This window comes from Leclercia tamurae, from assembly GCF_025566055.1.
In the GTDB taxonomy this organism is placed as follows: domain Bacteria; phylum Pseudomonadota; class Gammaproteobacteria; order Enterobacterales; family Enterobacteriaceae; genus Enterobacter; species Enterobacter tamurae.
The window spans coordinates 94848-117306 of the sequence record NZ_JAMHKS010000068.1; the positions used below are offsets into that span (position 1 = coordinate 94848).

The following is a 22459-nucleotide window of genomic DNA, read 5'->3' on the forward strand; positions in this document are numbered from 1 at the left end:
ATGACGACAATTCATACCGTGGCGGTGATTGGCAGCGGCATCATGGGGGCAGGGATCGCCGAAGTGGCGGCCAGCCACGGGCATCCGGTGCTGGTGTATGACATCAATGCCGGGGCCATCACCCGTGCCATTGACGACATCCGCACCCGTCTGGAGTCCCGCGTGGCGCGGGGCAAGCTGAGCGCTCAGGCCTGCGACCAGACGCTCCAGCGCCTGATCCCGGTCACCGATATTCACGCCCTGGCGGCGGCCGACCTGGTGATTGAAGCGGCCTCCGAGCAAATGGCAGTCAAAAAGGCGCTGTTTGCTGAACTGGCCGCCATCTGCCCGGCCAACACGCTGCTGACCAGCAACACCTCCTCTATCTCGATTACCGCGATTGCCGCCGACCTGCGCCACCCCGAGCGCGTGGCCGGACTGCACTTCTTTAACCCGGCCCCTGTGATGAAGCTGGTGGAAGTGGTGAGCGGGCTGGCGACCTCGGAAGAAGTGGTGGCGCAATTAAGCGAGCTGGCGGTGAACTGGGGTAAACAGCCGGTGCACTGCCAGTCCACGCCGGGCTTTATCGTTAACCGCGTGGCGCGTCCGTACTATGCCGAAGCCTGGCGAGCCCTGGAAGAGCAGGTTGCCGCCCCGGAAATTATCGACGCGGCGCTGCGCGACGGCGCGGGCTTCCCGATGGGGCCGCTGGAGCTGACCGACATGATCGGCCAGGACGTCAACTTCGCCGTCACCTGTTCGGTATTTAACGCCTTCTGGCAGGAGCGCCGTTTCCTGCCGTCGCTGGTGCAGCAGGAACTGGTACTGGCCGGGCGCTTCGGTAAGAAGAGCGGCCAGGGCGTCTACAACTGGCGCAGCGAGAAGCCTGCCGTGAACTGGCTGGAGACGGTTGGTGACACGTACAGCGCCATGAGCGTGCAGCGAAGAAGTGACGGTGTCACCGAAATTGACGGTCTGCTGCTGATCGAGACCCAGGGCGAGACCGCCCAGGCCCTGGCGAACCGTTACGGCCAGCCGGTAGTGGTCATCGATCGTCAGGAAGGGGATGTTGCGGTGATTGCCGCCGCGGCCAGCAACCCGGCCTCCGCTACCCTGAAAGCGGTCCGGCATCTGCAGCAGCAGGGCAAGCGCGTCCTGCAGGTCGCCGATTATCCCGGCCTGCTGATCTGGCGCACGGTGGCGATGATCGTCAACGAAGCCCTCGACGCCCTGCAAAAAGGGGTCGCCAGCGAACTGGATATCGATATCGCCATGCGCCTCGGGGTGAACTACCCGCGCGGCCCGCTGGCGTGGGGAGAACAGCTTGGCTGGCAGCGTCTGCTGATTCTGCTGGAAAACCTGCAACGCCACTACGGCGAAGAGCGTTACCGTCCATCATCCCTGCTGCGCCAGCGCGCGCTTCTGGAGAGTAGCTATGAGTCATAACGCCTGGCGCAACGCCCGCGCCATGTATGAAAACGATGCCTGCGCCCAGGCCTATGGCATCGACATTATTGAGATGGATGAGGGCGTCGCAGTGTTGACCATGACCGTCACCCCGCAGATGCTCAACGGCCACAAAAGCTGCCACGGCGGCCAGCTGTTTACCCTTGCCGATACGGCCTTCGCCTACGCCTGTAACAGCCAGGGGCTGGCGGCGGTGGCCTCGGGCTGCACCATCGATTTTGTGCGTCCAGCCTTTGCCCATGACAGACTCACCGCCACCGCGCAGGTGCGCCATCAGGGGAAACAGACCGGCGTGTACGACATTGAAATTGTTAACCAACAGCAAAAAACCATTGCCCTGTTCCGTGGGAAATCCCACCGCATCGGCGGCACTATTACAGGAGAAGCATAATGCGTGACGCCTTTATTTGTGACGGGATCCGTACCCCCATCGGCCGCTATGCCGGGGCATTATCCGGCGTGCGCGCGGACGATCTGGGGGCTATCCCCCTGCGCGAGCTGCTGGTGCGTAACCCGGGCCTGGACGCGGAACGCATTGACGATGTGATTTTTGGCTGTGCCAACCAGGCGGGGGAAGACAACCGCAACGTGGCGCGAATGTCCCTGCTGCTGGCCGGGCTGCCGCAGACCGTCTCCGGCACCACCCTCAATCGCCTGTGCGGCTCCGGCCTGGATGCCCTGGGCTTTGCCGCCCGCACCATTCGCGCCGGTGATGGTGACCTGATGATCGCCGGGGGCGTGGAGTCGATGTCCCGCGCGCCCTTCGTGATGGGAAAAGCCACCAGCGCCTTCCAGCGCCAGAATGAAATCTTCGATACCACCATCGGCTGGCGTTTTGTGAACCCGCTCATGGCGCAGCAATTTGGTTCTGACAGCATGCCGGAAACGGCAGAGAATGTAGCGGAATTGTTACGAATTTCCCGTGAAGATCAGGACGCCTTTGCTTTCCGCAGCCAGCAGCGCACCGCCCGGGCGCAGGCCAACGGCATCCTGGCCCAGGAGATCGTCCCGGTGATGATTAAAGGCAAAAAAGGGGTGGTGACCGAAGTGATGCATGACGAACATCTGCGTCCGGATACCACCCTCGAGATGCTGGCCGGGCTGAAAGCGCCGTTCCGCGCCGGTGGTGTGGTCACCGCCGGCAACGCGTCCGGTGTGAATGACGGTGCCGCGGCGCTGATCATCGCCAGCGAGGAGATGGCAGCAGCGCAGGGCTTAACCCCGCGTACCCGCATCGTGGCGATGGCCACCGCCGGGGTCGAACCGCGTCTGATGGGGCTGGGCCCGGTGCCGGCCACCCGCCGCGTGCTGGAGCGCGCCGGGCTGAGCATCAACGATATGGACGTTATCGAACTGAATGAAGCCTTTGCTTCGCAGGCGCTGGGCGTGCTGCGTGAGCTGGGGCTGCCGGACGATGCTCCCCATGTGAACCCCAACGGGGGCGCGATAGCCTTAGGCCATCCGCTGGGGATGAGCGGAGCCCGTCTGGCGCTGGCCGCCAGCAACGAGCTGCACCGTCGGAAAGGGCGCTATGCGCTCTGCACGATGTGCATTGGTGTCGGTCAGGGCATTGCCATGATCCTTGAGCGTGTCTGAACAATTTTACCCTAAATAATTCGAGTTGCAGGAAGGCGGCAAGTGAGTGAATCCCCAGGAGCTTACTGAAGTAAGTGACTGGGGTGAATGAACGAAGCCAACGCACCTGCAACTTGAAGTATGACGGGTATATAAAAATGTGAGTACCCTACAATGACAACAACGACAACTAAGCTGGATCCGATCGAAACCGCGTCCCTGGATGAACTGCAGGCCCTGCAAACCCAGCGTCTGAAGTGGACCTTAGAACACGCGTATAACAACGTCCCGATGTACAAACGCAAGTTTGATGCGGCGGGGGTCCATCCTGACGATTTCAAAGAGTTAGCGGATATCCGCAAGTTCCCGTGCACCACCAAACAGGATCTGCGCGACAACTATCCCTTCGACACTTTCGCGGTACCGATGGAGCAGGTGGTGCGTATTCATGCCTCCTCGGGCACTACCGGCAAACCGACCGTGGTCGGCTACACACAAAACGACATTGATAACTGGGCCAACATTGTGGCGCGCTCTCTCCGCGCCGCAGGCGGCAGTGCGAAGGATAAAATTCATGTGGCTTACGGCTACGGACTCTTTACCGGCGGACTGGGGGCGCACTACGGTGCCGAGCGTTTAGGCGCGACGGTGATCCCGATGTCCGGCGGCCAGACCGAGAAACAGGCCCAGCTGATCCGCGATTTCCAGCCGGACATGATCATGGTGACGCCGTCCTACTGTCTGAACCTGATCGAAGAGCTGGAGCGCCAGATGGGCGGCGATGCCAGCCAGTGCTCCCTGCGCGTCGGCGTCTTTGGTGCCGAGCCCTGGACCCTGGCGATGCGCCGCGAAATCGAAAAACGCCTCGGGATCACCGCCCTCGACATCTACGGCCTGTCCGAAGTAATGGGCCCGGGCGTGGCGATGGAGTGTATCGAAACCGCCGACGGCCCGACCATCTGGGAAGATCACTTCTACCCGGAAATCGTCAACCCGAACGATGGCACGCCGCTGAACGACGGCGAGCAGGGCGAACTGCTGTTCACCACCCTGACCAAAGAGGCGCTGCCGGTGATCCGCTACCGCACCCGCGACCTGACCCGCCTCCTGCCGGGTACCGCCCGCACCATGCGCCGTATGGATCGCATCAGCGGTCGCAGCGACGACATGCTGATCATCCGCGGCGTGAACGTCTTCCCGTCCCAGCTGGAAGAGGAGATCGTCAAGTTTGAGCACCTGTCGCCGCACTACCAGCTGGAGGTGAATCGTCGGGGCCATCTTGATTCACTTTCAGTGAAGGTGGAGCTGAAGCAGAGCAGCTTAACCCTGACTCACGAGCAGCGTTGCCACGTGTGCCATGAGCTGCGCCACCGCATCAAGTCGATGGTCGGGATCTCCACCGACGTGACCATTGTCAACTGCGGCAGCATCCCGCGTTCCGAAGGCAAAGCCTGTCGCGTCTTCGACCTGCGTAAGATTGCCGCCAACGGCTAATTCCGGCCTCTTTACCCTCTCCGTATTGGGGAGGGTCAGGCTTTTGGGGCTATGCTATGATTCATCCGACATAATAATCACAACAGAATGAATCACATGAGTAAACTCGACGCCTTTATCCAGCACGCGGTCAGTTCCGTTCCCGTCAGCGGCACCTCGCTGATCTCCTCCCTGTACGGTGATGCGCTGTCGCATCGCGGCGGCGAAGTCTGGCTGGGGAGCCTGGCGGCACTGCTGGAGGGAATGGGATTTGGTGAACGCTTCGTGCGCACCGCGCTGTTCCGCCTGAACAAAGAGGGCTGGCTGGATGTGGTCCGCATCGGCAGACGCAGCTTTTACCGGCTAAGCGACAAAGGGCTGCGCTTAACCCGTCGCGCCGAGGCGAAAATTTACCGCGCAGAACTACCGGCCTGGGACGGCAAATGGTTGCTGCTGCTCTCGGAAGGGATGGACAAAGCCACGCTGGCGGATGTGAAAAAGCAGCTGATCTGGCAGGGGTTCGGCACCCTGGCGCCGAGCCTTATGGCCTCGCCGTCGCAACAGCTGGCGGACGTACAGACGTTACTGCACGAAGCGGGGGTGGCCGAGAACGTTATCTGCTTTGAGGCGCATTCGCCGCTGGCGCTATCCCGCGCCGCGCTGCGCTCCCGGGTGGAGGAGTGCTGGCAGCTCAGCGAGCAGAACGTCATGTATGAAACCTTTATCGACTCGTTCCGTCCGCTCCTGCCGCTGCTGCGGGAGGCTACTCCGGAGGAGCTGACGCCGGAACGCTGCTTCCAGATCCAACTGCTGCTGATCCATTTTTATCGCCGGGTGGTGCTGAAAGATCCGCTGTTGCCGGAAGAGTTACTCCCGTCGCACTGGGCAGGCCAGACGGCCCGCCAGCTGTGCATCAACATTTATCAGCGCGTCGCGCCGGGTGCGCTGGCGTTTGTCAGTGAGAAAGGCGAGACCAGCGTCGGCGAACTGCCGTCGCCGGGCTCTTCTTACTGGCAACGCTTCGGCGGCCTGACGCCTGCGTAAAGGAGGTAGTGTGCCCGTATATCAAATCGATGGGATGACCCCGGTTGTTCCGCCAGAGAGTTATGTCCACCCGACCGCGGTGCTGATTGGCGATGTGATCCTCGGCAAGGGGGTCTATGTGGGGCCCAACGCCAGTCTGCGCGGTGATTTTGGCCGTATCGTGGTGAAAGATGGGGCCAACATCCAGGATAACTGCATCATGCACGGTTTCCCGGAGCAGGATACGGTGGTTGAGGAGGAGGGCCATATTGGTCATGGCGCGATCCTGCACGGTTGCATCATCCGCCGCAATGCGCTGGTGGGGATGAATGCGGTGATCATCGACGGGGCGGTGATTGGCGAAAACAGCATTGTCGGCGCGGCCGCGTTTGTGAAAGCGAAGGCGGAAATGCCGGCCGACCATCTGATTATCGGCAGCCCGGCGAAAGCGATCCGGGTGCTGAGCGAGCAGGAAAAAGAGTGGAAAAAGCAGGGCACCCGGGAGTATCAGACCCTGGTGGAGCGCTGCAAACAGACGATGCATCAGGTGGAGCCGCTGCACGAGGTAGAACCGGACCGTAAGCGGCTGGTGTTTGACGAAAATCTGCGGCCAAAATCCGCCGGTTGAGCGGCAAATCCCGCCTCAAAACGAGATCAGAATCACGTAAATATCTGTTTTCATGATATTAAACAAGAAAATTTAATAGGGCGTGATCTGAGGGTTGACACTGCGTCTATAATGAGTAAATTAGAACTCAGCACCACAGAGAAATAAATGTTTCACGGTGCGGTAATAGAGCAGTAACGAGATGCGATAAAGGCCACGAAGTAGTGTAGTTTGGGTCCTGGTAATAAGTAAACGCCAGTGTGAACACGCTATCAGGCCATGCAGTAAATCAGTACAATCGCATGATGGGGAAGTCAACGCGATGATGTAAGGCCTTGTTTCAAAGAGTAATGGTCGCGACTTGGGTACGTAAGTATGGCGTTAAGAATATCGCGACGCAAGTAAGGCAACGCATCAAGAGTATATATCGCGTGGGTGATGTACACGACAGGAAATGATGTTATTTCACATACTTATCAAAGGAGGTAGCGTTAACTGGTTTAAACGGTAATCCTGTGAGAATACGTACATCTTTGAAGTTGTAGTGTGTAATTAAGTTGATGAATGTTAATTATTAATTTGGTAGTACCCTAAAAGCCCCGGCAAAATATCGCTGGGGCTTTTTCATTTCTGCGGCGTTAATTCCCGTCCCGCTGTTGATGGTGTAAAAACGACCATTTAATGTGCAGCCAGTTCGTAAAAGAAGGCCGGGTTCGCCTGGATCGTGGCCAGCACTTTTGCCGCCAGGCCCGTAGGGTTACGTCGTCTGGATTCCCAGCTTTTGATGGTGTCCACGCTGGTGCCCAGCGCTTTTGCCATTTCAGCCTGAGAAACGTTGAGCTGCTCTCGGATCGCCTTCACATCGGCAATCTCATAGCGGGTGACACGGGCAGGGGCTTTGGTCCCGTTTTTAATCTCTACCGCCTCTTCCAGAGACGTTTTCAGTTCGTCAAAAAAATTCATTTCATAGTTCCTCACATATTAAGCATGCAGGCTAAGGTACCTTGTACACCTAGCGGCGTACACCAGTCAGGACCAAAACCAGGAAAATGCCAAGAAATTTCAGAGGATGCTGACTCTACGAGGCGTCTCGTAAAGATGCGGGAGAAGGCAGGGAAAAATAAAAAAACTCCCACCGGGCGGTGGGAGTGGGAAATCTTATGCCGCTACCAGGCTGTCGATCGCGGCTTTCGCGTCGGTCTGGGCTTTGGTTGCAACTTCCGGACCGTATGCGATACCTTCAGCAAACACGAAGTTCACGTCGGTAATGCCGATGAAGCCCAGGAACACGGACAGGTACGGGGCGATCAGGTCGGTTGGGGTATCTTTGTGAATACCACCACGGCTGGAAAGCACAACCGCACGCTTACCGGTAACCAGACCTTCCGGCCCTTTCTCGGTGTAGCGGAAGGTGACGCCAGCACGGGCAATCAGGTCAAAGTAGTTTTTCAGCTGCGTCGGGATGTTGAAGTTATACATCGGGGCGTTAATCACGATCACGTCGTGCGCCTGCAGCTCGGCAATCAGCTCATCAGAGAGCGCCAGCGCTTCCTGCTGACGTGGGGTCAGCGGCGCATCGCTTGGACGCAGAGCACCAACCAGTTCACCATCCAGTACCGGGATTGGCTGAGCGGCCAGATCGCGGACGGTGATTTCGTCAGCGCTGTGCTGTTCACGCCACTGTTCAACGAAATAATCAGACAGCTGACCAGACTGAGAGTACCCTGCCAGAATACTGGATTTAAGAACTAATACTTTGCTCATGGGTGATTCCTTTTATGTATTTGATGAGGGGGGTTGCCCCGTTGCTTGCTGACACTTTATTCACAATCCTGTCGCAGGGATAGCGCAATATATCGAAGCCTATGTTCGAATTTTTTGAATAAGGCGCAAAAAGCACCGATGTGGTACTCTATATCAATCATTAAAAAGAGATTTTATCCGGCAGTGCACTGCCCGTTAACGCTATGACAGAACAACAGAAGTTAACCTTCCCGATGCTGATGCAACAGCTGGAATCGCTGATGCTGCGTGACAAACAGCGGTTTGCCCGCCGTCTGCACGGGGTCAAGAAGGTTAAAAATCCTGATGCACAACAGGCTATCTACCAGGAGATGGCGAAAGAGATCGCACAGGCTGCCGGCAAGGTCGTGCTGCGCGAAGCCGCGCGTCCGGCCATCACCTACCCGGAAAACCTGCCCGTCAGCCAGAAGAAGCAGGAGATCCTCGAAGCCGTGCGCGATCACCAGGTGGTGATTGTGGCGGGGGAGACCGGCTCGGGTAAAACCACTCAGCTGCCAAAAATTTGTATGGAGCTGGGCCGCGGGCTCAAGGGTCTGATCGGACACACCCAGCCGCGGCGTCTGGCAGCGCGTACGGTGGCGAATCGTATCGCCGAAGAGCTACAAAGCGAGCCGGGCGGCTGTATCGGCTATAAGGTGCGATTCAGCGATCACGTCAGCGACAACACCATGGTCAAACTGATGACCGATGGGATCCTGCTGGCGGAAATTCAGCAGGACCGGCTGCTGATGCAGTACGACACCATCATCATCGATGAAGCGCACGAGCGCAGCCTGAACATCGACTTCCTGCTGGGCTATCTGCGGGAGCTGCTGCCGCGTCGTCCGGATCTGAAAGTGATCATCACCTCGGCCACCATCGACCCGGAACGTTTTTCGCGCCACTTCAACAATGCGCCGATCATCGAAGTCTCCGGCCGTACCTATCCGGTGGAAGTGCGCTACCGTCCGATGGTGGAAGAGGCCGACGACACCGAGCGCGATCAGCTGCAGGCCATCTTCGATGCGGTGGACGAGCTGGGCAACGAAAGCCCTGGCGATATCCTGATCTTTATGAGCGGCGAGCGCGAAATCCGCGATACCGCCGATGCGCTCAGCAAGCGCGACCTGCGCCATACCGAGATCCTGCCGCTGTATGCCCGTCTGTCCAACAGCGAGCAGAACCGCGTGTTCCAGTCCCACAGCGGCCGCCGCATCGTGCTGGCGACCAACGTGGCGGAAACCTCGCTCACCGTGCCGGGCATTAAATATGTCATCGACCCGGGCACGGCGCGTATCAGCCGCTACAGCTACCGCACCAAAGTGCAGCGCCTGCCGATTGAGCCGGTATCCCAGGCATCCGCCAACCAGCGTAAAGGCCGCTGCGGACGCGTCTCAGAAGGGATCTGTATTCGTCTCTATTCGGAAGACGATTTCCTGTCGCGCCCGGAATTTACCGACCCGGAAATTCTGCGTACCAACCTCGCATCAGTCATTCTGCAGATGACCGCTCTTGGGCTGGGCGATATCGCCGCCTTCCCGTTTGTCGAAGCGCCGGACAAACGCAATATTCAGGACGGCGTGCGCCTGCTGGAAGAGCTCGGGGCAATCACCACCGACGAGCAGGCCACGGCCTACAAGCTGACCCCGCAGGGGCGTCAGCTCAGCCAGCTACCGGTGGACCCGCGTCTGGCGCGAATGGTGCTGGAGGCGCAAAAACATGGCTGCGTGCGTGAGGCGATGATCATCACCTCCGCGCTCTCCATTCAGGATCCGCGCGAGCGTCCGATGGACAAGCAGCAGGCCTCCGACGAGAAACACCGCCGCTTCCACGATAAAGAGTCCGACTTCCTCGCCTTTGTGAACCTGTGGAACTACATCGGGGAGCAGCAGAAAGCGCTCTCCTCGAACCAGTTCCGCCGCCAGTGCAAGCTGGATTTCCTCAACTACCTGCGGGTGCGCGAGTGGCAGGATATCTACACCCAGCTGCGCCAGGTGGTGAAAGAGCTGGGCATTCCGGTGAACAGCGAACCGGCGGAGTACCGCGAGATTCACATCGCGCTGCTGACCGGTCTGCTGTCGCATATCGGGATGAAAGATGCCGACAAGCAGGAATTTACCGGCGCGCGTAACGCCCGTTTCTCCATCTTCCCGGGCTCCTGCTTGTTCAAGAAGCCGCCGAAGTGGACAATGGTGGCCGAACTGGTAGAGACCAGCCGCCTGTGGGGGCGTATTGCTGCACGCATCGATCCGGAGTGGGTCGAGCCGGTAGCCCAGCATCTGCTGAAACGCTCTTACAGTGAACCGCACTGGGAGCGGGCGCAGGGCGCGGTGATGGCCACCGAAAAGGTCACCGTCTACGGCCTGCCGGTGGTGGCCGCGCGTAAGGTTAACTACAGCCAGATCGACCCCGTGCTGTCGCGGGAGCTGTTTATCCGCCACGCGCTGGTGGAGGGCGACTGGCAGACCCGTCACGCCTTCTTCCGCGAAAACCTGAAGCTGCGCAGCGAAGTGGAAGAGCTGGAGCACAAAACCCGTCGCCGCGACATCCTGGTGGATGACGAGACGCTGTTTGAGTTTTACGACCAGCGCATCAGCCACGATGTGGTCTCGGCCCGCCACTTCGACAGCTGGTGGAAAAAGGTCAGCCGCGACACCCCGGATCTGCTCAACTTTGAAAAGAGCATGTTGATCAAAGAGGGGGCGGAGCAGGTCAGCAAGCTCGATTACCCGAACTTCTGGCATCAGGGCAACCTCAAGCTGCGTCTGAGCTATCAGTTTGAACCGGGCACCGATGCCGACGGCGTCACCGTCCACATCCCGCTGCCGCTGCTTAACCAGGTGGAAGAGAGCGGTTTCGAGTGGCAAATCCCCGGCCTGCGCCGGGAGCTGATTATCGCCCTGATCAAATCCCTGCCGAAGCCGGTGCGCCGCAACTTTGTCCCGGCCCCGAACTACGCCGAGGCGTTTTTAGGCCGCGTGACGCCGCTGGCGCTGCCGCTGCTGGATTCGCTGGAGCGCGAGCTGCGCCGGATGACCGGTGTGACCATCGACCGGGAAGACTGGCACTGGGAACAGGTGCCCGATCACCTGAAAATCAGCTTCCGCGTGGTGGACGAGAAAAACAAGAAATTGCAGGAAGGCCGTTCCCTGACCGAACTGAAAGACGCCCTGAAAGGCAAAGTGCAGGAGACCCTCTCTGCCGTGGCCGACGACGGGATCGAACAGAGCGGGCTGCATATCTGGAGCTTTGGTCAGCTGCCGGAAAGCTACGAGCAGAAGCGCGGCAACTATAAGGTGAAAGCCTGGCCGGCGCTGGTGGACGAGCGCGACAGCGTGGCGATCAAGCTTTTCGATAACCCGCAGGAGCAGCAGCAGGCGATGTGGCGTGGGCTGCGCCGTTTACTGCTGTTGAACATCCCATCGCCGATTAAGTATCTGCACGAAAAGCTGCCGAACAAAGCCAAGCTGGGACTCTACTTTAACCCGTACGGCAAGGTGCTGGATCTGATCGACGACTGCATCTCCTGCGGTGTGGACCAGTTGATCAACGCCGCGGGCGGGCCGGTGTGGACCGAAGAGGGCTTTGCGAAGCTGCACGAAAAAGTGCGCGCTGAGCTCAATGAGACAGTGGTCAACATTGCGAAGCAGGTCGAGCAGATCCTCACCGCGGTGTTCAATATCCACAAGCGCCTGAAAGGGCGGGTGGATATGACCATGGCGCTGGGGCTGTCGGATGTGAAGGCCCAGATGGCCGGGCTGGTCTATCGCGGGTTTGTCACCGGCAACGGCTACAAGCGTTTAGGGGATACGTTGCGTTATCTGCAGGCGATTGAAAAACGTCTGGAGAAGATGGCCATCGATCCGCATCGCGACCGGGCGCAGATGCTAAAGGTGGAAGCAGTGCAGCAGCGTTGGCAGCAGTGGCTCAACAAGCTGCCGCCGGCCCGTCGCGATGACGAAGATGTGCAGGAGATCCGCTGGATGATCGAAGAGCTGCGGGTCAGCTTCTTTGCGCAGCAGCTGGGGACGCCGTATCCGATCTCCGATAAGCGTATTTTGCAGGCGATGGAGCAGATCTCCGCCTAAAAAACGCCGGGCGGCGCATTCGCTTACCGGGCCTACAGGTTTCCGTAGGCCGGGTAAGCGAATGCGCCGCCCGGCGGTTGTTACCCGTTCACCATCGCCAGCGTAAACCCATCCCACCCCTTCAGGCCCACGGTTTGCAGCGCGGTCGCGGTCAGGCGCGGGTTATCTCCGATCATCTCAATAAACCGCCGCACGCCGTGCACCCGGGCATCATCGCTCTGGCCGTTAATCACTTCCCCGTCGCGCACCACGTTGTCACCGATGATTAACGTCCCGGGCCGGGAGTAGTGCAGGGCCCACTCCAGATAGCCGGGATTGTTTGGCTTGTCGGCATCAATAAAGATCAGATCAAACGGGGGAACCTCGCCAAGCTGGTCGAGGGAGAGCAGCGCCGGGCCTTCAATCAGCTCGATTCGCTGCTCCAGCCCCGCCAGGTGGATGTTCTGGCGCGCAACCTTCGCGTGAACCGGATCGGCCTCGAGGGTAATCAGCTGCCCGTCCGGCGGCAGGGCGCGCGCCATCCAGATGCTGCTGTAGGCCCCCAGGGTGCCAATCTCCAGAATGCGCCTCGCCTGGGTCATACGCACAAACAGCGCGAGTAATTGTCCCTGATTGGCGGCGACGTCGTGCGCCGGTAAACCGGCGCGCTGGTTATTTTTCAGCACCTGCTGGAGCACCTCATCCTGAGGAATAAGCTCGGAAATCATGTAATTATCTACGGCAGACCACTGTTGTTGCATAGATTGACCCCTTAGTGAGAGCGTTGCCCGGCGGCGCTACGCTTGCGCGGGCCTACGAAACCTGTAGGCCGGGCAAGCGCATGCGCCGCCCGGCGTTACTGTGCCGACCATCCCCCGCCCAGCGCCTTATACAAATCGATCTGCGCCAGCAGCAGATTATTTTTCGCCTGCACCACGCTGGTCTGCACCGAGAACAGCGTCCGCTGGGCATCCAGCACGTCCAGATAGGACGAATAGCCGTTGTTATAGCGGTTCTTCGCGATCCGCAATGTCTCCCGGGCGACCTCCTGCTGGGCCACCAGCTCGGTGAGCTGCTCGCCGTAGTGGGTGATGGCATCGAGGCTGTCGTTCACCTCTTTGAAGGCGTTGCGCACGGTTTTTTCATAGCTGTAGAGCGCCTGGTTGCGCTGTGACTGGCCGATATCCACCTGGGCATTCAGCGCCTGGCGGTTCAGCAGCGGGGCCAGAATACTGCCGCCGATACTCCACAGCTCCAGCGGGTTGTCCAGCAGGCCGGGCAGGGTACGATCCTGGATCGAACCGGTTGCGGTCAGGTTGATCGACGGCAGCAGGCTGGCGCGCGCGGAGGCCAGGGAGGCATCGGCGGCGATCAGCTGGCGTTCCGCCTGCACAATATCCGGGCGGCGATTAAGCAGCGACGAAGGCAGCTGCGACGGGATACGCAGCGGGGTCAGGGTGTCGAAATCCGCGCTGCGGGCGATGGCTCCCGGGGAGCCTCCCAGCAGCAGGGTCAGGGCGTTCTCCTGGCGGGCAATCTGATTCTGCACCTGGGGGATCTGCGCCCGCGTCGAGCGCAGCTCGGAATCGGACTGCATCAACTCCAGGCGCGAGCTGTAGCCGGTCTGATACTGCCGTTGCGCCAGGTTAAAGGCCTCTTCCCGCGCTTTGAGGGTCGACTGCGTCACCCTGAGCTGCTCGTCCAGCGCCAGCAGGGTGACATAACCCGAGGCCACCGAGGAAGCCACGGTCAGATCCGCCGCGGCCGCCGCCGCTTTTTGCGCCTCGAGCGAGGCCCGGGCGGCATCGGTGGTGCGACGGTTCACGCCCCAGATATCCACATCATAGCTGGCGGTCAGGCTCCCTTTGTACAGCGCGCCGTAGGTGGGCAAACCGGTGGCCGCCGACTGGGACCGGGCGCGACCCGCATTCAGATCGGCATCGAGGGTCGGAAACAGGTTGCCCTCGCTGGCGTACACCCGGGCCTGGTACTCGTTGATCCGCTCCCGGGCAATGAGCACGTCGCTGTTGTTGCGCAGGGCCTGATCCACGTAAGCGTTGAGAGGGTTGTCGTGAAAATTGCGCCACCACATCTGCTCTGCCGGACTGGCAGGGCCGGTGCTGGCCCGCCACTGGGCGGGGATCTGCAGGGTGGGTTTCGCCGGGGCGACATCCACCGACTGGCAGGCGCTCAGGGCGGCGGCAATCAGCAGGGCGATGAGCGGGCGGCGGATCATTCTGCCTCCCGGGTATCAATCGTCACCTGCACCGACATCCCCGGGCGCAGCCGTGCCGCGTCTTCGGCCTTGCCGAGCACTTCAATGCGAACCGGAATGCGTTGGGCGATCTTGACGAAGTTGCCGGTGGCGTTATCCGGGGTAATGGCGCTGAACTCTACCCCGGTGGCGGGGGAAATGCTCTGCACCCGGCCTTCATAGGCCTGGTCGTTCAGGGCATCGACGGTAAATTTCACCGGCTGGCCGACACGCAGGTTCGCCAGCTGAGTCTCTTTGATATTGGCGATCACCCAGTGCTGCGGCGGCACCAGGGTGGTGAGGTGGGTCCCGGCGGTAACGTAGGCCCCCAGACGCACGGCAATCTGCCCCAGCTGGCCGTCGCGCGGCGCAACGATGCGGGTGTTCTGCAGGTCGATCTGCGCCAGCTCCAGCGCTGCCTTCGCGTTTTCGACATCGGCCTCCAGCGCAGCGCGGTTGACGATGGCGGTCTGCAGATCCTGGCGCGACATCTCCAGGGTGGCTTTCGCCTGGTCGATATTGGCGCTGCTCTGGGCGGCGCTCGCCAGCGCGGCATCCCGCTCACGGATCGACAGCGAACCGTCGGCGGTAAGGTCCTTCACGCGCTTTAAGTCCGCCTGGGTTTTCAGGCTCTGCGCCCGGGCGTTTTTCAGCGCCGCGTCGTTACGCTGGATCACCGCTTCGGCGCTCTTGCGCTGTTGCAGGTTGTTATTCAGGGTGGCGATTTTCATCGCCAGCTGGGCCTCGGCCTGATGCACCCGCTGGCGGTAGATGCGATCGTCGATCTGCAGCAGCAGGTCGCCTTTCTTCACCTGCTCAAAATCCTGCACCTTCACCTCGGTGATGTAGCCATTCACCTGGGGGTTGATAAAGGTGGTCTGTCCGCGCACGTAGGCGTTATCGGTAAACTGAACCTGGCGGGTAAAGGGCGGTAGCTGCCAGGCGTAGAGGATCACCAGCACGCCAACGATGCCGATCGCGGCGGCGGCGAACACTGACACCACGCGCAGATTATTACGGGTATTGGCCTGCTCTTTAGCGGCATCCTGCTGACTCATAACTTCTCCAGAAACATCATTAATTTTTATCCATTACTGACTGCCGGTGGCCTTTTTCAGCGCCAGACGGGCAGTGATGCGCAAGCGCAACAAGCGCCATAAAATCCAGACCAGCGTGACGGTGGCAATGCCTGCCGTCAGTAGATAAGTATCGTTGTAAGCGAGAATATTTGCCTGCAGCGTGCTGGCGGTTTGCAGCTGGAGCGCCGACTGGGTGCTCAGCAGGGCGCTGTCACCAATCTGGCTCTGGTACATCTGGCTGTAGATTTGCAGCCGTTCCGTCACCAGCGGATTGAGGCTGGTGAGCTGTTCGGCCAGCAGGCCAGAGTGGTACATCTCGCGCCAGGTCTGAAAGGTCCCCAGAATGGCGGAACCCAACAGGCCGCCGAGGTTCTGACTCATGCCGAACAGCACCGAAAAGCTGACCAGATTTCGCGGGTCGGCAATTACCCCGCCAATCCCCGCCAGCATCGCCGGGGCGAGGAAGAAGGCACTGCCGAACCCGAGCAGGAACTGGCTCAGCATCAGCTGATCCGGGCGGGTGAGGCTGGTGGACTGGCTGTCGAGCAGGGAGGCGATAATCATCAGCACCAGCGAGGTGACAATCGGCCAGGCCAGTCTGGTCGGTTTGATGGTCAGGCAGCTGACGGCGATGCCGCAGGCGATCCCGGCAAAAATCGCCCACGCCAGATGGGTCATCTGTTCGTTCTGCAGGCCGACATACTGCAGCCAGCCGATCACCCCGGTGTTCTGCTCCGCCAGCACGATGCGGATCAGCAGCATGATCAGCCCCAGGCGCAGGATACTGCCGCTGGAAAGCCAGCGGGTGTTTAGCAGCGGGTTGCTGCGGTTATGCTCGAAGAAAATCGCCGAGACGATCAGCACCAGTGAACCCGCCAGCGCCCAGCCGATCCACGGCGCTTCAAACCACCAGTCTACGCGCCCGAGCGACAGTACCGCGCACAGCAGCGCCATCCCCGGAGCCAGCAGGATAAAGGTGATGAAATCTTTCTTCTCGAACACTTTACGCCGGTCGCCAGGGGGCAGCTTGAGGGCTATCACGCAGCCCAGCGAAATCAGCGCCAGGCCGAGCTCGAAGAGATACAGCCCGCGCCACTCGTCCAGCTGCAGCAGCTCGGTAGAGAACAGCCGCGCAATGGGGATCGCCAGCGACGAGCCGGTGATGCCGATGGTCAGCGCCTTCAGGCGATGTTTCGCCGGCCAGGCCTGAATCTGATAGTAGATGCCCAGCGAACTCAGTGCCGCAGCCACCATGCCGTGGGCGGCGCGCACCATCAGTGCCGAGCTGAGATCGTTGACGAACAGGTGAAAGAAGGTCACCAGCACATACAGAACCAGAAAACCTTCGGTAAAGGCGCGCAGGCCAAACTGCTGGCGAAACTTCACCAGCAGCAGGTTGATCGACACGTTGGTCATCACGTACACCGCCGGTAGCCAGGCGATCTCGGTGGACCAGGCGGAGAAGGTGCCCTGCAAATTTTGCAGGTTGGCGGCGACCATCGCATTGCCGAGCGCCCCGGTCAGACAGACCAGCAAACCCACCACCCCATAGGCGATGCGCTTCGGGGTGCTGTGCACCGGCGTGGACGGGGAGCCTAACAGCATCGGCTTTTCGTGAGGCTGCCACTCGCGAGGAGCATAGGGGTCGCGTTGGGGCAGACGCATAGCAGTATTACCTGTCGTGTTAATGAATAGTTAGAGGGCTAATGATTCTACGTCTGACGCAAAGACTGTTTCAAGTGAATATGATCATGCGAGGTTACGCAAATGTAGGCGAAAATATTTCAGAGGGATCCACTGTTAACCGGTAGCCTATGCGTTACTCTGAACTTACTTGCTGGAAGGAGGTAACGATGAGTCTCACAATCTTCCCATCTCTGCCGGATAAAACGCTGGCCGCGGTCAATACCGTCGGGGCCTGGCTCGCTGAGGATAATCTGCCCTTCAATCCACCCGCGCTACAGCCGGATCTGGTGGTGCTGGCCGGTAATGCGGTGATCCCCTCCATCGACGCAGCCTGTCGTCTGGCGTCAGAGCTTTCCATCCCCTTGCTGATCAGCGGCGGCATCGGCCATTCAACCACCTTTTTATACGCCGCCATTGCGCGACACCCGCGCTACAACAGGGTGCGTACCACCGGCAAAGCCGAAGCCACCATCCTGGCGGAGATCGCCCGGGAGTTCTGGCATATTCCACCGGAGCGTCTGCTGGTGGAAGATCAGTCCACCAACTGCGGTGAAAATGCCCGGTTCAGCGCCGCCACCATCACCCATCATCACCTGACGGTGAAGCGCGGAATTGTGGTCCAGGACCCCACCATGCAGCGCCGTACCATGGCGACCTTTGCCCGGGTCTGGCGCGATAAGCCCGATGCCCCGGCGTGGACCAGCCATCCCGGTATCGTGCCGCAGCTGCAGAACAGCGAGGACGGGCTGGTATTCCGCGGCGGCGGCGAGGGGCTGTGGCCGGTGGAACGCTATCTCTCCCTGGTGCTGGGTGAGCTCCCGCGCCTGCGCGATGACATTAATGGCTACGGCCCGCTTGGTCGTGATTTTATCGTCCATGTCGATATTCCTGCTGAGGTGGAGACCGCCTGGCAGATCCTGCGTAATGACGTGATCCTCACCGAGGCGCTGAGCAGCCGCTCTCTGCTGTAGGCCTTTGCCCGTTTGCGATGACTTTCCCGCAAACGGGCAGGCTTTGTTGTCGGAATGTAATGATTTCTCTCCTGCTGACCCGTTTCTTTTATGAGATGTCTCACAAAAACAGCGTTATACGCTGGGATTGCGGATCGGGAACGGTAGTTTTTAACAATAATTTTACTTGTTAAAAACAGTGCAATTACAGGAGCAGGTCATGACAGTACCCGTACAACATCCTATGTATATCGATGGACAGTTTGTAGCCTGGCAGGGTGATGCCTGGATTGATGTGATCAACCCGGCCACCGAAGAGGTCATTTCCCGTATTCCCGACGGCAGCGCCGAGGATGCCCGCAAGGCCATCGACGCCGCCGAGCGCGCCCAGGCTGACTGGGAGGCGCTGCCAGCCATCCAGCGCGCGGGCTGGCTGCGTAAAATCTCCGCTGGTATTCGTGAGCGCGCCAGCGAGATCAGCGCCCTAATCGTGGCCGAAGGCGGCAAAATTCAGCAACTGGCAGAGGTGGAAGTGGGGTTCACCGCCGACTATCTCGACTACATGGCCGAGTGGGCGCGCCGCTACGAAGGCGAAATTATCCAGAGCGATCGCCCGGGTGAAAACATCCTGCTGTTTAAGCGCGCCCTCGGCGTGACCACCGGCATTCTGCCGTGGAACTTCCCGTTCTTCCTGATTGCCCGCAAGCTGGCCCCGGCGCTGCTGACCGGCAACACCATCGTCATTAAGCCGAGCGAGTTCACGCCAAACAACGCCATCGCCTTTGCCAAAATCGTCGACGAGATTGGCCTGCCGAAAGGGGTCTTTAACCTGGTGCTGGGCCGCGGCGAAACCGTGGGTCAGGAGCTGGCGGGCAACCCGAAAGTGGCGATGGTCAGCATGACCGGCAGCGTGGGCGCAGGCGAGAAGATCATGGCCGCCGCGGCGAAGAACATCACCAAAGTGTGCCTGGAGCTGGGCGGTAAAGCCCCGGCTATCGTGATGGACGATGCGGATCTGGAGCTGGCAGTCAAAGCGATTGTCGACTCCCGGGTGATCAACACCGGGCAGGTGTGTAACTGCGCCGAGCGCGTGTATGTGCAGAAGGGTATCTACGACCGCTTTGTGAACCGTCTGGGCGAGGCGATGAAAGCTGTGCAGTTTGGCAACCCGGCCGAGCGCAACGACATCGCCATGGGACCGCTGATCAACGCGGCGGCGCTGGAGCGCGTGGAGCAGAAAGTGGCCCTGGCGGTGCAGGAGGGGGCGAAAGTGGTGCTGGGCGGTAAAGCGGTAGAGGGTAAAGGCTATTATTACCCGCCAACGCTGCTGCTCGACGTGCGGCAGGAGATGACCATCATGCACGAAGAGACTTTCGGACCGGTGCTGCCAGTGGTGATGTTTGACACTCTGGAAGAAGCGCTGAAGATGGCCAATGACAGCGACTATGGCCTGACATCGTCGATTTACACCCGGGATCTGAACGTGGCGATGAAAGCCATCAAAGGGCTGAAGTTCGGCGAAACCTACATCAACCGCGAGAACTTTGAAGCGATGCAGGGCTTCCACGCTGGCTGGCGTAAATCCGGGATCGGCGGGGCGGATGGCAAGCATGGCTTGCATGAGTACCTGCAGACCCAGGTGGTCTATTTGCAGTCCTGAAGCTGAAGATGCCGGGTGGCGCTGCGCTTACCCGGCCTACAAAACCACAAACCGGCACCGATCCTGTAGGCCGGGTAAGGCGTAGCCGCCACCCGGCTTTACAGGCTACACCTTTGTTTCAATCCAGTTCATCATCAACTCCGGCCAGACGGCCACCGGCAATCCCTGGGCATCGCGGATGCCAAACCCATGTTTTCCTCGCTCGAAGATATGCATCTCTACCGGCACCCCCAGGCGGCGCAGGGCGCTGAACATCGCCAGGCTATTCTCAACGTTTACTGCCGGGTCGTCGGCGGCGTGCAGCAGGAAGGTTGGCGGCGCATCGCGGGTGGCACGCTCCTCCAGCGAGTAGTGGTGGATCTGCGCCTCTGTCGGGTTATCCCCGATCAGCTCATGACGTGAACCCGAATGATGATGCGCCTCGCGCATGGTAATCACCGGATAGACCAGCGCCATAAAGGCCGGACGGGCAGGGAACGCATCGGCGGCGTCCTTTGGGGCATACACCGCTTCATCGTGCCGGGTGCCGAGGCTCGCCGCCACGTGCCCACCCGCAGAGAAACCCAGTACTCCAATGCGGGTCGGATCCAGCTTCCACTCCTGAGCCCCGGCGCGGATCACCCGCATCGCTCGCTGAACGTCCGCCAGCGGCGCGTCGGCCCCTTCTTCGTGACCATCCCCCGGCATACGGTAGGTCATCACAAACAGGGTATAACCGCGGGCATTAAAGAACGCGGCCAGCGCGCTGCCCTCTTTATCCAGCACCACGCGGCGATAGGAGCCGCCGGGCGCCACCAGAATACCCACGCCGTTAGGGCGGGCAGGGGCGTACACGGTGATCTCCGGCGCGCGGATGCCGGTGACGGCGCGATCGTAGTCGGAGGTCCCGGTATGGCGGGGTTCAGGGGTAAAAACGGCGTCGCTAGTGCATGCGCCAGGGGCTTCATTATCGGGCCAGATGGTAAAGGTGGTCGATCGACTCACGGCTTGCGCCATCTGTTGTTCTAATGTGTCGCGGCTCAGTGCTTCCATGATAAGGCTCCCTCTATGGAAAGCCTTTGTTATATCAGGGTTAACAAAATGAAAACCAGCACCGACTCACAGGTTGCGGACAGCAGGGCTGTCCGCGGCGTGTTTACAGGGCAGCGAATTTATCTAAGGTACGCACCAGCTGGGTGACAAACCCATATTCGTTATCGTACCAGGCCACGGTTTTCACCAACTGGACGTCGCCCGCGTCGGTGACTTCCGTCTGGGTGGCATCGAAGATCGAACCAAAGTTTGAGCCGATCACATCTGACGAGACAATCTCTTCCTCGGTATAGCCAAAGGACTCGTTGCCTTCGGTGGCTTTTTTCAGCGCCTGGTGGATCTCATCCACGCTCACCTTTTTCTCCAGAATCGACACCAGCTCGGTCACGGAGCCGGTTTTGACCGGCACGCGCTGGGCATGGCCCTTCAGCTTGCCGCTCAGCGCGGGGATCACCAGCCCGATGGCCTTCGCCGCGCCCGTAGTGTGCGGGATGATGTTTTCCGCTGCGGCGCGTGAGGCGCGCAGATCTTTCCCGCGGGGGCCATCCACCAGCGCCTGGGTGCCGGTGTAGGCGTGGATAGTGGTCATGGTGCCGGCTTTGATGCCAAACGAATCGTGCAGCACTTTCGCCAGCGGTGCCAGGCAGTTGGTGGTGCAGGAGGCAACCGAGATAATGGTGTCGCTGGCCTCAATGGTGTCGTCATTGACGTTAAAGACGATGGTTTTCATCTCACCGGCCGGGGCGGAGATCAGCACTTTTTTCGCCCCCGCGTCGATATGCGCCTGCGACTTCTCCTGTGAGGTGTAGAACCCGGTGCATTCCACCACCAGATCCACCCCGGCGGCTTTCCACGGGATATGTTTCGCCTCTTTTTCGGCGTACACCGAAATGGATTTCCCGTCGACGATCAGGGAGTCTTCCGTGAAGTCCACGCTCCAGGGGAAGGGGCCATAGTTGGAGTCGTGTTTTAACAGGTAGGCCAGCACTTTAGGTGACGTTAAATCATTAATTGCCACGACGCTGTTACTGTCCTGGGTTTCCAGTAACCGACGAAGCACCAGTCGGCCAATGCGACCAAATCCGTTAATGCCAATCTTACTCATGATCTACTCCTGTGTGATGGACGGGACGTTGAACTCATCCAGGATTAGACCATGAAGCCCAGCGAGGCAATTGAAGATGGCTCATCTGCACGGAAGTTTTTGAAAAGGCGGGGACAATAAATAATGAATTTTTAACTGAAGCTGGTTATTTTACCTTTTTGTTAGCCTTCTATTCAGGAAAGACTATGCGCAATAAATACACCGGCCTGCAGATTGCAATTCACTGGCTGGTTTTTCTGCTGGTGATTGTGGCCTACTGTGCCATGGAGTTTCGTGGCTTTTTCCCGCGAAGCGACCGTCCGCTGATCAACATGATCCACGTCTCCTGCGGTATCTCAATTCTGGTGCTGATGGTGGCACGCCTGCTGGTACGTCTTAAGTATCCTGCGCCGCCGATCGTGCCGAAGCCAAAACCGATGTACATAGGCTTATCCCATCTGGGCCACCTTGCTATCTACCTGCTGTTTATTGCCCTGCCGCTGATTGGCCTGGTGATGATGTATAACCGGGGCAACACCTGGTTTGCCTTTGGCCTGGGGATGCCGCACGCCGCCGAAGGCAATTTCGACCTGGTGGACACGCTGAAAGCCTGGCATGTCACCCTGGCGAACCTGGGATACTACATCATTGGCATTCACGCTTTTGCCGCGCTGCTTCATCACTACTTCTGGAAAGACAACACCCTGCTGCGCATGATGCCGAAAAAGCGTTAAGGGCAGC

18 protein-coding genes are annotated in these 22459 nt (G+C 59.7%); 10 read left to right on the forward strand and 8 right to left on the reverse strand.

The genetic code is table 11. The features are described 5' to 3' along the window. The 6 genes from paaH (at position 1) to paaY (ending at position 6145) form a co-directional block, all read left to right on the forward strand. Entirely contained in the window at positions 1-1425 is a 1425-nt protein-coding gene (gene paaH, locus M8318_RS06435; RefSeq protein WP_262661510.1) for a 3-hydroxyacyl-CoA dehydrogenase PaaH, read from the forward strand. After that, positions 1415-1837, forward strand: coding sequence for a hydroxyphenylacetyl-CoA thioesterase PaaI (gene paaI / locus M8318_RS06440; protein ID WP_262661512.1), 423 nt, complete (start codon positions 1415-1417; stop codon positions 1835-1837). The genes paaH and paaI overlap by 11 nt, the downstream gene beginning before the upstream one ends. After that, positions 1837-3042: a 3-oxoadipyl-CoA thiolase gene (pcaF, locus tag M8318_RS06445; protein ID WP_262661514.1), complete on the forward strand. Its 1206-nt coding sequence runs from the start codon at positions 1837-1839 to the stop codon at positions 3040-3042. The genes paaI and pcaF overlap by 1 nt, the downstream gene beginning before the upstream one ends. Before the next feature lie 153 nt (positions 3043-3195). Then, positions 3196-4515 (forward strand): phenylacetate--CoA ligase PaaK, encoded by a 1320-nt coding sequence (gene paaK / locus M8318_RS06450; RefSeq protein ID WP_262661516.1) that lies wholly within the window; start codon positions 3196-3198, stop codon positions 4513-4515. Between the two features lie 87 nt (positions 4516-4602). After that, positions 4603-5538 carry a phenylacetic acid degradation operon negative regulatory protein PaaX gene (paaX, locus tag M8318_RS06455; RefSeq protein ID WP_262661517.1) on the forward strand — a complete coding sequence of 312 codons (936 nt, stop codon included), beginning with the start codon at positions 4603-4605 and terminating at the stop codon, positions 5536-5538. Positions 5539-5548: 10 nt separating this feature from the next. After that, entirely contained in the window at positions 5549-6145 is a 597-nt protein-coding gene (gene paaY / locus M8318_RS06460) for a phenylacetic acid degradation protein PaaY (protein WP_262661519.1), read from the forward strand. A 657-nt stretch (positions 6146-6802) separates the two neighbouring features. On the opposite strand, the gene nadS is transcribed toward paaY, so the two are convergent. Next, a complete protein-coding gene (nadS, locus tag M8318_RS06465; protein WP_262661521.1) occupies positions 6803-7087 on the reverse strand; it encodes a NadS family protein in 285 nt (94 codons plus the stop codon). 195 nt (positions 7088-7282) lie between these two features. Continuing rightward, the gene (azoR, locus tag M8318_RS06470) at positions 7283-7888 is read right to left on the reverse strand and encodes an FMN-dependent NADH-azoreductase (RefSeq protein WP_262661523.1); all 606 of its coding nucleotides are present in this window, start codon (positions 7886-7888) and stop codon (positions 7283-7285) included. Between the two features lie 203 nt (positions 7889-8091). Here azoR and hrpA point away from each other — a divergent pair, with 203 nt between their 5' ends. Continuing rightward, positions 8092-11994: an ATP-dependent RNA helicase HrpA gene (gene hrpA, locus M8318_RS06475; protein WP_262661525.1), complete on the forward strand. Its 3903-nt coding sequence runs from the start codon at positions 8092-8094 to the stop codon at positions 11992-11994. A gap of 80 nt (positions 11995-12074) precedes the next feature. Here the strand turns inward: hrpA and M8318_RS06480 are convergent, their stop codons facing one another. The 4 genes from M8318_RS06480 to M8318_RS06495 form a co-directional block, all read right to left on the reverse strand. Further along, complete coding sequence (locus M8318_RS06480) at positions 12075-12734, reverse strand: O-methyltransferase (RefSeq protein WP_262661527.1); 660 nt, start codon at positions 12732-12734, stop codon at positions 12075-12077. 95 nt (positions 12735-12829) lie between these two features. Then, positions 12830-14209, reverse strand: a complete 1380-nt coding sequence (locus M8318_RS06485; protein WP_262661529.1) for an efflux transporter outer membrane subunit — start codon at positions 14207-14209, stop codon at positions 12830-12832. Then, positions 14206-15285, reverse strand: a complete 1080-nt coding sequence (locus M8318_RS06490; protein WP_262661531.1) for an HlyD family secretion protein — start codon at positions 15283-15285, stop codon at positions 14206-14208. The genes M8318_RS06485 and M8318_RS06490 overlap by 4 nt, the downstream gene beginning before the upstream one ends. A 33-nt stretch (positions 15286-15318) precedes the next feature. Next, positions 15319-16971 (reverse strand): MFS transporter, encoded by a 1653-nt coding sequence (locus tag M8318_RS06495; protein WP_408612164.1) that lies wholly within the window; start codon positions 16969-16971, stop codon positions 15319-15321. Positions 16972-17159: 188 nt separating this feature from the next. Between M8318_RS06495 and M8318_RS06500 the strand changes: the two genes are divergently transcribed. Continuing rightward, entirely contained in the window at positions 17160-17963 is an 804-nt protein-coding gene (locus tag M8318_RS06500) for a YdcF family protein (RefSeq protein ID WP_262661533.1), read from the forward strand. A 199-nt stretch (positions 17964-18162) separates the two neighbouring features. Further along, positions 18163-19602: an aldehyde dehydrogenase gene (gene aldA, locus M8318_RS06505; RefSeq protein ID WP_262661537.1), complete on the forward strand. Its 1440-nt coding sequence runs from the start codon at positions 18163-18165 to the stop codon at positions 19600-19602. A 105-nt stretch (positions 19603-19707) separates the two neighbouring features. Here the strand turns inward: aldA and M8318_RS06510 are convergent, their stop codons facing one another. Continuing rightward, on the reverse strand, positions 19708-20634 hold the full coding sequence (locus tag M8318_RS06510; RefSeq protein ID WP_262661539.1) for an alpha/beta hydrolase: 927 nt from the start codon (positions 20632-20634) through the stop codon (positions 19708-19710). Between the two features lie 103 nt (positions 20635-20737). Next, entirely contained in the window at positions 20738-21739 is a 1002-nt protein-coding gene (gap, locus tag M8318_RS06515; RefSeq protein WP_262661541.1) for a type I glyceraldehyde-3-phosphate dehydrogenase, read from the reverse strand. 185 nt (positions 21740-21924) lie between these two features. On the opposite strand from gap, the gene cybB reads away from it, so the two are divergent. After that, positions 21925-22452, forward strand: a complete 528-nt coding sequence (gene cybB / locus M8318_RS06520; protein WP_262661543.1) for a cytochrome b561 — start codon at positions 21925-21927, stop codon at positions 22450-22452. Positions 22453-22459: the final 7 nt, after the last annotated feature.

Excerpts from the sequence above, each read along its gene's own strand:
- M8318_RS06485 (WP_262661529.1), bottom strand. The coding sequence starts at position 14,209 with ATGATCCGCCGCCCGCTCATCGCCCTGCTGATTGCCGCCGCCCTGAGC.
- gap (WP_262661541.1), bottom strand. The coding sequence starts at position 21,739 with ATGAGTAAGATTGGCATTAACGGATTTGGTCGCATTGGCCGACTGGTG.
- M8318_RS06510 (WP_262661539.1), bottom strand. The coding sequence starts at position 20,634 with ATGGAAGCACTGAGCCGCGACACATTAGAACAACAGATGGCGCAAGCC.
- paaI (WP_262661512.1), top strand. The coding sequence starts at position 1,415 with ATGAGTCATAACGCCTGGCGCAACGCCCGCGCCATGTATGAAAACGAT.
- M8318_RS06480 (WP_262661527.1), bottom strand. The coding sequence starts at position 12,734 with ATGCAACAACAGTGGTCTGCCGTAGATAATTACATGATTTCCGAGCTT.
- azoR (WP_262661523.1), bottom strand. The coding sequence starts at position 7,888 with ATGAGCAAAGTATTAGTTCTTAAATCCAGTATTCTGGCAGGGTACTCT.
- hrpA (WP_262661525.1), top strand. The coding sequence starts at position 8,092 with ATGACAGAACAACAGAAGTTAACCTTCCCGATGCTGATGCAACAGCTG.
- aldA (WP_262661537.1), top strand. The coding sequence starts at position 18,163 with ATGACAGTACCCGTACAACATCCTATGTATATCGATGGACAGTTTGTA.
- paaH (WP_262661510.1), top strand. The coding sequence starts at position 1 with ATGACGACAATTCATACCGTGGCGGTGATTGGCAGCGGCATCATGGGG.
- M8318_RS06490 (WP_262661531.1), bottom strand. The coding sequence starts at position 15,285 with ATGAGTCAGCAGGATGCCGCTAAAGAGCAGGCCAATACCCGTAATAAT.
- cybB (WP_262661543.1), top strand. The coding sequence starts at position 21,925 with ATGCGCAATAAATACACCGGCCTGCAGATTGCAATTCACTGGCTGGTT.
- M8318_RS06500 (WP_262661533.1), top strand. The coding sequence starts at position 17,160 with ATGAGTCTCACAATCTTCCCATCTCTGCCGGATAAAACGCTGGCCGCG.
- M8318_RS06495 (WP_408612164.1), bottom strand. The coding sequence starts at position 16,971 with ATGCGTCTGCCCCAACGCGACCCCTATGCTCCTCGCGAGTGGCAGCCT.
- nadS (WP_262661521.1), bottom strand. The coding sequence starts at position 7,087 with ATGAATTTTTTTGACGAACTGAAAACGTCTCTGGAAGAGGCGGTAGAG.
- paaX (WP_262661517.1), top strand. The coding sequence starts at position 4,603 with ATGAATCACATGAGTAAACTCGACGCCTTTATCCAGCACGCGGTCAGT.
- pcaF (WP_262661514.1), top strand. The coding sequence starts at position 1,837 with ATGCGTGACGCCTTTATTTGTGACGGGATCCGTACCCCCATCGGCCGC.
- paaK (WP_262661516.1), top strand. The coding sequence starts at position 3,196 with ATGACAACAACGACAACTAAGCTGGATCCGATCGAAACCGCGTCCCTG.